This window comes from Dietzia cercidiphylli (assembly GCF_039531545.1).
GTDB lineage: Bacteria > Actinomycetota > Actinomycetes > Mycobacteriales > Mycobacteriaceae > Dietzia > Dietzia natronolimnaea.
In genome coordinates this window covers 227,803-239,716 of the sequence record NZ_BAAAQG010000015.1, presented here as the reverse complement: position 1 = coordinate 239,716, position 11,914 = coordinate 227,803, and the positions used below count along the sequence as shown (strand labels likewise).

Annotated in this window: 10 protein-coding genes; 3 read left to right on the top strand and 7 right to left on the bottom strand. The window is 71.5% G+C overall.

Annotated elements, in window-relative coordinates:
• Nucleotides 1-33: 33 nt before the first annotated feature.
• The 7 genes from ABD250_RS15150 to ABD250_RS15120 all read right to left on the bottom strand — a co-directional run bounded on the left by ABD250_RS15150 (nt 34) and on the right by ABD250_RS15120 (nt 7,649).
• Nucleotides 34-696 (bottom strand): response regulator transcription factor, encoded by a 663-nt coding sequence (locus ABD250_RS15150; RefSeq protein ID WP_179523602.1) that lies wholly within the window; start codon nt 694-696, stop codon nt 34-36.
• 60 nt (nt 697-756) lie between these two features.
• A complete protein-coding gene (locus ABD250_RS15145; RefSeq protein ID WP_338404228.1) occupies nt 757-2,412 on the bottom strand; it encodes a sensor histidine kinase in 1,656 nt (551 codons plus the stop codon).
• A complete protein-coding gene (locus tag ABD250_RS15140) occupies nt 2,409-3,137 on the bottom strand; it encodes a hypothetical protein (protein ID WP_179523601.1) in 729 nt (242 codons plus the stop codon). Before ABD250_RS15140 ends, ABD250_RS15145 begins: the two co-directional genes overlap by 4 nt.
• A 171-nt stretch (nt 3,138-3,308) precedes the next feature.
• Entirely contained in the window at nt 3,309-5,135 is a 1,827-nt protein-coding gene (locus ABD250_RS15135; protein WP_179523600.1) for a phosphoenolpyruvate carboxykinase (GTP), read from the bottom strand.
• 113 nt (nt 5,136-5,248) lie between these two features.
• Nucleotides 5,249-5,662 (bottom strand): DUF6802 family protein, encoded by a 414-nt coding sequence (locus ABD250_RS15130; RefSeq protein WP_182609868.1) that lies wholly within the window; start codon nt 5,660-5,662, stop codon nt 5,249-5,251.
• Nucleotides 5,659-7,002, bottom strand: a complete 1,344-nt coding sequence (locus ABD250_RS15125) for a hypothetical protein (protein ID WP_344393081.1) — start codon at nt 7,000-7,002, stop codon at nt 5,659-5,661. Before ABD250_RS15125 ends, ABD250_RS15130 begins: the two co-directional genes overlap by 4 nt.
• Entirely contained in the window at nt 6,999-7,649 is a 651-nt protein-coding gene (locus ABD250_RS15120; protein WP_179523597.1) for a hypothetical protein, read from the bottom strand. Before ABD250_RS15120 ends, ABD250_RS15125 begins: the two co-directional genes overlap by 4 nt.
• Before the next feature lie 146 nt (nt 7,650-7,795).
• On the opposite strand from ABD250_RS15120, the gene trmB reads away from it, so the two are divergent.
• The 3 genes from trmB to ABD250_RS15105 are packed head-to-tail and all read left to right on the top strand — an operon-like array spanning nt 7,796 to nt 11,897.
• Nucleotides 7,796-8,581, top strand: a complete 786-nt coding sequence (gene trmB / locus ABD250_RS15115; RefSeq protein WP_182658952.1) for a tRNA (guanosine(46)-N7)-methyltransferase TrmB — start codon at nt 7,796-7,798, stop codon at nt 8,579-8,581.
• A 37-nt stretch (nt 8,582-8,618) separates the two neighbouring features.
• A complete protein-coding gene (locus ABD250_RS15110) occupies nt 8,619-9,293 on the top strand; it encodes an NYN domain-containing protein (RefSeq protein ID WP_179523595.1) in 675 nt (224 codons plus the stop codon).
• A 12-nt stretch (nt 9,294-9,305) separates the two neighbouring features.
• A complete protein-coding gene (locus ABD250_RS15105; protein WP_344393077.1) occupies nt 9,306-11,897 on the top strand; it encodes an MMPL family transporter in 2,592 nt (863 codons plus the stop codon).
• The last annotated feature ends 17 nt before the right edge of the window (nt 11,898-11,914 follow it).

Genomic DNA, 11,914 nt, shown 5'->3' with positions numbered 1-11,914 from the left:
CGGCGCCGCAGTGGTCCGGTCGGGGTGGAGCGGTCACTCCACGCGGTAGCCGACGCCCCGGACGGTGTGGACCTTGTTCTCACCGATCTTGCGGCGCAACGACCGGATGTAGACGTTGACGATGTTCGAACCGGGGTCGAAGTCCATACCCCACACGCTCTCGAGCAACTGCTCACGGCTGATGGTCTCGCCCTTGTTGCGCAGCAACATCTCCAGCAGCGAGTACTCGCGGTTCGTGAGTTCCTGGATCCGGCCGTCGACCTCGACCCGGCGGGTGCGGATGTCCAGGCGCATGCCGGCGTGCTCGAGGATGCCGGGGTCCTCCGACGCCTCGTGCTCGCGCAGGCGGAGCCGGATGCGGGCCAGCAGCTCCGGGACACGGAAGGGCTTGACCATGTAGTCGTTGGCCCCGGAGTCCAGTCCCTCGACGGTGTTCGCGACGCTGTCGCGGGCCGTGAGGATGATGACGGGAGCCGCGAACCCGCGGTCGCGCGCCTCGCGGAGCAGCGTCAGGCCGTCGATGTCCGGCAGGCCGATGTCCAGCAACATCAGATCGATGTCGGAGATGGTCGACAGGATGGACCGCGCGCTGTCCCCGTCCACCGCCTCGAGTGCGGTGTACTCGGCGCCGCCGAGTGCCTTGACCAGTACCGAGCGGATGAGGTCGTCATCCTCCACGACGAGCACATTCGTCATGCAACCCTCCTTCTAAGACAATGGAGTATTCCACGCGGAGCACGTGATTCGAGCGTGTCATCAGGTCGTGTCCCCGGGTGCGCCGGATCGCCGGTTCCGCTCGTACCGCCCCCTGCCGGATCGGCGGCGACGCTCGGGCCCCCGACCGACCGTGGGGGCGGCCTCGTCGAGGTCGGTGTCCACCTCGTCCCCGGCGTCGGAATCGAAGCTCGCGGGGACGTAGGGGACGGCGATGCAGAACGCGGCGCCCCCGCCCTTGGCGTTGAACGCGAACGCGCGGCCCCCGTGGGCCCGGGCGATCGTCGCGACGATCGCCAGGCCCAGCCCGGTTCCCCCGCGACCGTCGCGGAGCTGACCGCGGGCGGTGTGGAACCGCTCGAAGATGGTCTCCTCCTCGCCGGGCGGGATCCCCGGGCCGCTGTCGCGCACCCACCACAGCAACCGGCGTCGGTAGTTCTCGCGATGCGGCGGGTCGGGCAGTGGGCCGACCGCCAGATCGTCGGTGACCGTCGGGTCCCCCGGGGCGATCACCCGGCAGCCGATCTCGATCAGGTCCCCCGGTCCGGTGAACCGCACGGCATTGGAGCAGAACTGGATGAGCGCCTGGGTGATCCGGTGCTGGTCCAGCAGGGCGACGTCCTCGGCGTACGGCAGCACCGACCACTCGCGGTCGGCGATCACGTCGATCTTCGCCTCGACGTCCAGAACCAGTTCCGCGACGTCGGTGGGGGCGGTCTGGAGGAAGTCGGGGCGGTCGGAGCGCGCCAGGGTGAGCAGGTCCTCGACGATGCGGGTCATCCGGGACAGCTCGTCCTGCATGATCCGGGTGGTCTCGGCCCGCTCCTGCGGATCCTCCGGCATGAGATCCAGGTTCCCCTGGACCACGGTCAGGGGCGTGCGGAGCTCGTGGCCGGCGTCGTCGAGGAACTCCCGCTGCGTCCGATAGGCCTCCTCCACGCGCTCGAGCATCGCGTTGACCGTGTCGGCCAGGGAGACGATCTCGTCCGGTCCGTCGACGGGGACCCGTCGTGACAGGTCCGCGGCCGAGATCGTCTCCGCGGCCTCACGGATCCTTCGGACGGGGACGATCATCCGGCCGGCCAGGAGCCAGGCGACGAGCGCGCTGAGGACGATGCCGCCGGCGCCGGTGCTCAGCAGGAGGTCGGCGACGCGACCGGTGTCCTCGCGGGTGGGTGCGTCACTGATCGCGACCACGATGTTGGTCGGCCCGGCCGGGCCGTCGACCTCGGCCTTCCGCCACCGCACGGTGCCGTCGATGATACCGGACCCCTCATCCGACACCAGCCCGATCCGTTGGATCTGGGACCGCATGGCCGGGGGGAACAGGGTGTCGTCGTCCGAGCTGAACCTCGAGAGCGTGAACTGCGTCCCCGAGGTGGTGGCGGTCCCCACGAGGAGCAGCTCGGCCGACGGGTACTGCTGCGCCAGATACGCGCGGATCAGCTGCTCGGTGGTGGGGTTCTCCGACTCGGCCGACGGCAGGATCCCCGCGTCCATGAACGTCGAGAAGTCCGCGGCCTCGCGGTTGAGACGGGCGTCGGTCGTCCGTTCGGCGGTGAGATGGAGCACCTGCAGCGTGAACAGCACCATGGCGGCGAACACGGCGGCAGAGGTGAGGGTGATTCCCAGCGTGATGCGCAGGCGCGCCGAGTACCACCATCGGACCGAGGGCGCCCTTCCCAGCCGCGGGGTCACTCCGGCGAGGAACGGGCGTAGGACCGCGAGGAGTCCCGGAGCGCCCCGTCGCTGCGCGGGTGTGCCGAGGCGTGCGGGGGCGGCCCCGTGGTCCCCGCGTGATCTGGGCGCCCTGTCTCAGCGGCGTGCGGCGGTGGTGTGCGGTCGGTCTGGGGCCTGCCGGTGGCGGGTGCATCCGTCCCGGGGCCCGCCGTGGGGTCGATCGTGAGCAGCACCGGACCGCCGGGGACGGTCGGCCGGGGAGCCGTCGCACCGGAGCCCGTCGTCGGGGCGGATCCGACGCGGGGGTCGGGTACGGGGGAGGGATTCCTGACGGTCGGGGCCGGGCTGCCGGCCGTCGACGGCACGGTTGTCGTCGGACCCGCCGGACCCGCCGGTCGGCCGGTGGCGGGCCCGCCGGCCCCTGCGGTGGCGTCCCCGAAGGGGGTCAGGGTGGGCAGGGGGCCCGCCGAGGCCGGGAGGAGGGCGAGGAACCCCGGGATCGTCCCGGCGAGCATGAGCGAAGGCATCCCCGAGCGCACCGTCAGGTGCGGTCTCGACCCCTCGATGTCGGTGCCGTCGCGGGTGACCGGTCCCCCCGACCCCGGAGCGGCGACCTCCTCGGCCACCTCGTCCGCGCTAGGTGCGGTGGCCTCCGGGGAGCCGAGGACGACGACCGCCGCCGCGAGCCCGAGCCCTCCCACGAGAACCGGGAGGGCGATGAGCCCGGCAGCGGCGACCCTCATGCCACTCCTCCACACATGCGCTCAGTGTATTGATGACGCAACCACTGTCCCACCGAATGGGGATCTTGCAAAGAGGGTTCGGTCACACGGAACGCGAACGGGCCGCACCCGGTGTGGGTGCGGCCCGTTCGCGGATCCGTCTCCGGGACTTCCGTTCTCGTCCCGCAGGTCTCAGCCCAGGCGCTCCTTGAGGGCGGCGAACTGCTCGTGCACCTCGGCCGGGACCTTGGGTCCGCAGAACTCCAGCCACTCGGTGATGAGCGGGAGCTCGCGGCGCCACTCCTCGGGGTCGATGGCCAGTGCCTCCTCGACGTCCTTGAGGGGGGTGTCGAGGCCGGTGAGGTCGATGTCCGAGGCTCGGGCGGTGAAGCCCGCGACGGTCTCGTCCGCCTCGACCCGGCCCTCGATGCGGTCCACGACCCACTTGAGGACCCGGCTGTTCTCGCCGAACCCGGGCCAGAGGAAGCGACCGTCCGCGCCCTTGCGGAACCAGTTGACCAGGAAGACCTTGGGCATCTTGTCGCCACCGCGGGCGCCCATGTCCACCCAGTGCTGGAAGTAGTCACCGACGTTGTAGCCGATGAAGGGCAGCATGGCCATCGGGTCGCGGCGGACCGCGCCGACCTGGCCCTCCGCGGCCGCGGTCTGGCCGGAGGAGAGGGTGGCACCGATGTAGACGCCGTGGTTCCACGAGTGGGCCTCGCTCACCAGCGGCACGGTGTCCGCGCGGCGACCGCCGAACAGGATGGCCGAGATCGGCACGCCCTCGGGGGAGTTGAACTCCGCGGCCGTGACCGGGCACTGGTCGATCGGCACGCAGTAGCGGGAGTTGGGGTGGGCGGCGTTGCCGGCCCCGCCGTCGCCCACGGGCGTCCAGTCGTTGCCCAGCCAGTCGATCAGGTGGTCCGGGGTCCCCTCCAGGTCCTCCCACCACACGTCGCCGTCATCCGTGAGGGCGACGTTGGTGTAGATGGAGTTGCCCGCCTCCAGCGTCTTCATGGCGTTGGGGTTGGACGAGTAGTTGGTGCCGGGCGCGACGCCGAAGAAGCCGTACTCCGGGTTGACGGCGTAGAGCCGGCCGTCCTCGCCGAAGCGCATCCAGGCGATGTCGTCTCCCACGACCTCCGCGCGCCAGCCCTCGATGGTCGGCTGCAGCATTGCGAGGTTGGTCTTGCCGCACGCGGACGGGAAGGCCGCGGCGATGAAGTAGACCTTGTCCTCCGGGGAGATGAGCTTGAGGATGAGCATGTGCTCGGCCATCCAGCCCTCGTCGCGGGCCATGGCGGAGGCGATCCGCAGCGCGAAGCACTTCTTGCCCAGCAGCGCGTTGCCGCCGTACCCGGATCCGAAGGACCAGATCTCCCGGCTCTCCGGGAAGTGGGTGATGTACTTCTCCTCGTTACACGGCCACGAGACGTCCTCCTGGCCGGGCTCGAGCGGGGCGCCCACGGTGTGCAGGCCCTTGACGTACGCGCCGTCGGAGCCGATCTTCTCCAGCGCGGCGGTGCCCATGCGGGTCATGATCTTCATGGACACCACGACGTAGGCGGAGTCGGAGAGCTCGATGCCGAGCTTGGGGTCCTCGGCCTCCAGGGGGCCCATGCAGTAGGGCACGACGTACATCGTGCGACCACGCATGCTGCCGCGGAACAGCTCGGTCATGTGGCCGCGCATCTCGGCCGGGTCCCGCCAGTTGTTGGTGGGGCCGGCGCCCTCCGCGGTCTCCGAGCAGATGAACGTCCGCGACTCGACCCGCGCGACGTCCTTGGGGTCGGACTGGGCGAGGAACGAGTTGGGCTTCTTGGACTCGTCGAGTTTCACGAAGGTGCCGTGCTCCACCAGTTCCGTCGTGAGGCGGTCCCACTCCTCGTCGGAGCCGTCGGCGAAGACGACCCGGTCCGGCTGGGTCAGTTCGGCGACCTCGGCGATCCACGCGAGCATCTCCGCGTGATCGGTTGGCGCCTGACCCTCGAGGCCGGGAATGGTGGTGGTGGTCATCACAGCTCCTCGTACACGGTGCATGGTATCGATCACACACTATCGTCAACCCGATGGTCCCGCCGCCTTCCGGGCCCCGATCGTGGCCCCGACGTGAGCAATGCCTCAACTTTTCAGATGTGGCCGTGGTCGATGCGTTCCCACCGGGCCGGGGCCGGCGACGATTCGGGGGACCCGGCACGGGCCTCGTTGGTGAAGCCCCCGAACGGGACCCCCTCCGCGGGATTGGCCAGGCGCCAGGAGTCGTAGCTGCCGTCGAACCGGACCGTCGAGACGTGGTCGACCGTCCCGTCGCCGTCGACGTCCGTATAGACGGTGAGCCCCCGGCCGTCCCCCCGGGTGACGGCCTCCATGAAGCCGTCGCCGTCGAGATCCGCCTCGGGTGAGCCGAGATCGAGGACGCCGTCACCGACCGGGACGTGCAGACCCAGGGACGAGGCCTCGGCGAGCGGGGCGCCGTCGAGGCCGCACACGTCGGGCCTGGCACTGAAGTCGGACGGTTCGGAACCGGGGAAGGGGTCGGTCATGTCGAGGGGCTCCCTGGGGTGGCGAGGGCGGGCGGGGGAGTGCCTGCGGGCCCCGCAACAGTAGCCGCGGAAGCGGTGGTCGGGGTGGGCGCGGGTGCCCTCCCCGTGAGCCGTGACCGGCGGATACGGCGTTCGAGGTCGCCGACCCGGGGGCCCGGGTCATGGGCGAAGCCGTCGGTGATGGTGGCCTCCGCGGCCAGGATCCTGGCGCCGAGGGACTGTTCGACCTCCGCGCGCAGGGCGCCCAGACGTTCGGTCACGACGGCGGACGTGTGGGACCGCAGCGTCTGGGTCCGCCTGACCGTGACCGTGGTCCACCCGAGCGCGACGCCACAGAGCAACGCCAGGGGGATCACCACCGCCGCCAGCCCGGGGATCTCGGCGAGTGGGGACAGGAGCATGCGCCCCACCCCGGTCCCGCCGGCCGCACCCATGATCATCACGAGTGCCTCCTCGCCGTGGTTGCGGGGCGGACGACCCGGGGCGATCCCGCCGGACGGTGCGGGGATCCGCGGTGTGGTGGGCGCGGCGGCCCCGAGGTGGCGGGCCACGAGCGCGTCCGCGCGACGGTCCGCACGCGCGATGGTCCCCGCGACCGCGGTGTCCGCGTCGGTGGCCAGGGCCCGGACGATCCCGTCGACCCGGGATCGGGGCGCGGCCGCGAGCTCCTCCCGCGCGCGGGAGCCGAGGTCACGCATCGAACGGTGGAGGTCCTGCACCACCTCCATGCGCAGTGCCTGCACGTCCTGCCGGAGCGACTGGGAACGCGAGGTGATGGCCTCGGTGCGACGCGCGAGGAGCCAGTCGACGGTGTCCGTCGCGGGACCCTGCGCGGCCGCCCGGTCCGTTCCGTCTCCGCGCGCGCCCCCGCCCTCGCGGCGGTCCGTCGCTCGATCGCCCGGGGAGTCGAGCACTGCCGCGAGCAGGGCCGCCGGGGCGGCGGGATCGGAGTCCACCACCCGCAGCGGCGCCGTCACCCCCGCCTCGGCGAGTCGTCGGGAGGTGACGTCGAGGGTCTCCGACAACGCCTCGGGGTCGCACGTGTCGACGCCCCCGGCGAGGGCCACCGCCAGCGGGACCCGGGAGGCCACGCCGCGGGCGACCTCCAGGTCGTCGGGCCGGATGGGGCAGACGGCGTCGACGACGAGCACCGCGGCGTCCGGCCGGTCGTCGGGTCCGGCGTCGACGACGACGCGGATGTCGCGCCCGCTGTCGGCGACGGTCGGCCCGGCGGCCGCGGTGAGCGCCTCGGCCACGGCCGGCACGGCGGAGTCCCGCGCGCCGAGGACGGCCACGGTCCGCACGACCCGCCCGACCGGTGTCGGCGGGATCGCGCTCATGTGCGGCCCTGCGGGCCGAGCGCGCACAACGCGGCCTCGGCGAGGTCGCCGACCCGGTCGTGGACCGAGAGCCTCTCCAGCTCCGCCTCGAGTCGGGCGAGACGGACCGCGGGGAGTCCCTCGAGGGCCCGGTCGAGGAAGGACACCACGACGTCGAGAGACCCGTCGGACGCCCGTCGGGCGTCCACCGCGGGGAGCCCGCGGGCCCACCGGGGAGGAGCCGCCTCGTCGACGCCGGTGGCCACCACCAGGAGCGGGTGTGCCCGGGGACGCCGCACCCAGGCCTCCTCGTGCCGACACGGCGCCGTACGCAGACAGATGATCTCCACGTCGGGTGGCGTGCGCGCCGCGCCGTCGTGTGCGGCCAGCACGTCCAGGTCGTCGATCGCGGGACGCCACCCTCTGCGGGTGCGCAGCGCCGCGGCGAGGGTGCGTCGGCCCGACCCGAGTCCGCCCCGCACACGGATGTCCGCCGGCGCGTCGACGCGGGCGAGCGCGAGTTCCAGCTCGCCGAGTCCGTCTCCCACGATGCGGTCGCCGCCGTGCTCCCGCGCGGAGCCGACCATCCGCCGGACCCGGGAGACGGGGTCGGCGATCGGCGGCCGCGCCGTGGGACGGGGAGCGGTGTCGTGGGTCACGATCGGCACGGGCTCATGGTGTCCCGGCCGGGCTGCGGCGGCAAGACCTTCCCCCGGGTCCGGCGGGTATCCCGGGCGGTGCCCGTCGTCCCGGCGCACGCCCCGCCCGGCCACCGGATTCGGACCCGGGCCGCCGACTACGGGATGATGACCGGGTGAACCAGAGCGAGAGCCCCCGACCGGCGGACGGCGACACCCCGGACGGCGACACCCCGGACGGCGACACCCGGGGCGGTGCGACCCCCGACCACGACCCGCGTCTGTTCCCCAGGGTCACGGCCTACCGGTTCCGGCGCGGCACCCTGCGTCCGGGGCAGCAGCGGAACTGGGAGGAACACTGGCCGACCTACGGCCGCAACGTGGCGGACGACCTCGTCGACCCGCAGGCCCTGTTCGGTCGCGTCGCGCCGCTGATCGTGGAGATCGGCTCCGGGACCGGGACGTCGACCGCGGCGATGGCGGCCGACGAGCCCGACGTGGACGTGATCGCGGTGGAGGTCTACCAGCCGGGTCTGGCCCAGCTCCTGGGGATGATCCTGCGCGAGGGGCTCGAGAACGTCCGGATGATCCGCGGCGACGGGGTGGACGTGCTGACCAACATGATCGCGCCGTCGAGCCTGACCGGCGTGCGCGTGTTCTTCCCGGATCCGTGGCCCAAGGCCCGCCACCACAAGCGGCGGCTCCTGCAGTCGGGCACGTTCGAACTGATCTCCTCGCGCCTCCGTCCCGGCGGTGTGCTCCACGTGGCCACCGACCACGCGGACTATGCCGACTGGATCGCCGAGACCGGCGACGCGGAACCCTCACTCGAGCGGCTCGACGCCACGACCGGGGCCGGACACGTACCGTTCAGTCTGAAAAGACCCGTGACGAAGTTCGAGGGCAAGGGTCTGCAGGAGGAGCGAGTGATCAACGAGCTCCTCTGGCGTCGTAGAGACTGACAACCCCGTATCTACAAGAAGACCGAGGCAGCAGACGATGACCCCACCTGACGGACCGGACGCCCACGACCTCTCCGACGTGGTGCCGCCCGACGCCCCGGGCCTGGTGCTGCTCGTCTGGGACGCCCCCAACGTGGACATGGGCCTGGGCTCGATCCTCGGCGGCCGTCCCACGGCCGTGTACCGTCCCCGTTTCGACGCGCTCGGGCGGTGGCTGCTCGGGTACGCGGCCGAGTTGTCGGTGACCACCAACGACACCCTCGAGGCCGAGGCAACCGTCTTCACCAACATCGTCCCGGGCACCTCGGACAACGTCCGCCCCTGGGTCGAGGCCCTGCGCAACGTCGGCTTCGCCGTCTTCGCCAAGCCCAAGACCAGCGAAGACTCCGATGTCGACGACGACATGCTCGAGCACATCGACCGGCGCGCCGAGTCCGGCAGGCTCGCCGGTGTCGTGGTGGCCTCCGCCGACGGCCAGGCGTTCCGCGAGCCGTTGGAGGAGCTCGCCGACGAGGTCCCCGTCACCGTCATCGGGTTCCGGGAGCACGCCACCTGGGCCGTCCAACACGACACGATCCGATTCCTCGACCTCGAGGACATCCCAGGCGTGTTCCGGGAGCCCCTGCCCCGGGTCAGCCTGGAGAACCTGCCCGACGAGGGTGCCTGGCTGCAGCCGCTCCGGCCGCTCACCGCCCTGCTCAACTCGCGTTAGGAGCGCGCAGCCGTGTTCAACTCACTCGGAGGGTTCGTCGCCCGCCGCCGCGTCCCCGTCCTGCTCTTCATGGTCCTGGTCATGGCCGCCCTCAGCGTCGCCGGCAGCATGTTCGGCAACGCCTTCGGTCAGGGGGGCTTCGAGGACCCGAAGAGCGGGTGGGCGACCGCCGAGCGGCTCGAGCAGGAAGCGTACGGCCGCGACGCGCTCGGCGACGTCGTCGTCACCTATCACGCCCCCGAGGGCACCACGGTCGACGATCCCGCGTTCCAGGACCCCGTCCGGGCCTCGCTCGACGCGATCCGCGACGAGTTCCCCGACGAGGTCACCGGCGTGACCAGCTTCGTCTACAACCAGTCCCCCGCCCTGGTCAACCGTGACGAGGGCATCGCGGTGGCCTCGATCCAGCTGGCGGGCGAGGAGGAGGAGATCCTCGAGAACTTCCGGGTGATCGAGAACCGGATCGACGTCGACGGCATCGAGACCGACGTCGCCGGCGTCCAGGCGGTCGCGGGAGCGCTGCAGGACGGCATGGACGCCGACCTCGTCCGGGCGGAGCTCATCGCGCTGCCCCTGGTGTTCGTCCTGCTCATCGTGGTGTTCGGCGGCGTGGTGGCCGCGTTCCTGCCGGTGGCCGTGGGCATCCTGACGATCCTCGGGTCGATCGGCGCCCTGCACCTGCTGTCGTTGGTGGTGCCGGTCAACTCGTTCGCCCAGAACGTGGTCACGCTGATCGGCCTGGGGCTGGCGATCGACTACGGGCTGTTCGTGGTGAGCCGGTTCCGGGAGGAGATGGCCGAGGGGTACCCACCGGTCGTCGCCGTACGCAGAGCCGTGGCCACCGCCGGCCGCACCGTGGTGTTCTCGGCCGTCATGGTGGGCGTGACCCTGTCCGGGCTGCTGATCTTCCCGCAGGACTTCCTCAAGTCGGTGGCCTATGGGGCGATCGCCGCCGTCATCCTGGCCGCGCTGCTGTCGGTGACGCTGCTCCCGGCGGTGCTGGTGATGTTGGGGCACCGCGTCGACATGCTCGGCATCACGCGCCTGCAGCGGCACCGCACCCGCGAGCAGGTGGAGAACGGGCTGTTCGGCCGGGTCGCCGACTTCTCGATGAAGCACCCGGTGGCGGTGGCGGTGCCCGTCGTGGTTGTCCTCGTGGCGCTCATCATCCCGTTCTCCGGGGTCAAGTTCGGCGGCATCAACGAGACCTACCTCCCGCCGGACAACACCACGCGCGTGGCGCAGGAGCAGTACGACCAGAACTTCCCCGGCACCCGCACCGACCCGGTCAAGCTCGTCGTGATCGGGTCGGACGGCACCACGCTCTCGCAGATCCGCGCCGAGGCCAACAACGCGCCCGGGCTCACCGGTCCGTTCCAGTTCGCCCGGTCCGGACAGCAGGACGACCAGGGCCGCGACGTGGTGGTCCTGCAGTCCGGTCTGGTCGACCGCAACTCACCGGCCGAGACCGTCGAGTACCTGCAGCAGTTCCCGATCCCCGCCGGCACCGAGGTCCACGTGGGCGGGAACCCGGCCATGGAGTCCGACTCGGTCGACGCGCTGGTCGACGGACTCCCGTGGTTCGTGTTGTACGTGCTGGTCGCCACCACGATCCTGATGTTCCTGGCGTTCGGCTCGCTGGTGCTGCCCATCAAGGCGGCGATCATGAACCTGCTGGGCCTGGGCGCCACGCTCGGGATCCTCACGTGGATCTTCGTCGACGGGCACCTCGCCGACCTGCTCGGCTTCACACCGGGGCCGCTCACCTCGCCCGTGGTGGTGCTGCTCATGGCGATCATCTACGGGTTGTCCACGGACTACGAGGTGTTCCTGGTGTCCCGGATGGTCGAGGCGCGATCCCGGGGCGCCAGGACCGCCGAGGCCATCCGCAGCGGTGTGGCCAACACCGGTCGGATCATCACCTCGGCCGCGCTGATCCTCATCGTGGTGACCGGTGCGTTCGCGTTCTCGGACATCGTGATGATGAAGTACATCGCGTTCGGCATGATCGCCGCCCTGATCATCGACGCCACGGTGATCCGCATGCTGCTGGTGCCCGCGGTCATGCAGATGCTGGGCACCGACAACTGGTGGGCCCCCCGGTGGATGAAGCGGGTCCAGGAGCGGATCGGCCTGGGCGAGGCCGAGATCGGCGACGAGCCCGAACACCTGCAGGGCGGCCCTGCCCGGGTCGGGTCGGCGGGACCGGTCAGGGTCACGGAGACGGGCGTCCCTGACACCGCACCCGCAGGACCTGTCGCGGGGAGCCCCGCTGACGGACCCTCCGTGGCGGAGGGGACGCAGGTGCCGGGATCGGCGGTGGGGCTCCTCGAGCGCGAGCCCGAAGCGGAACCTGTGCGCGAGCCGGAACCTGTGCGCGAGCCGGAACCTGTGCGCGAGTCGGAACCTGTGCGCGAGTCGGAACCTGTGCGCGAACCCGCGCCCGAACCTGTGCGCGAGCCCGAACCCGACCTCCGGACCGCACCCCGGCCCGAGCACCGTCGTCGGGACGGGGGCGGCGGGGAGAAGATCCCCGCCGCGGAGCTGATCGCCCGGCTCCGGCAGGAGCGGGAGCGGGAGAGGGAACGGGATCGCGACGCGTGAGGCCCCGCCCGACCTCC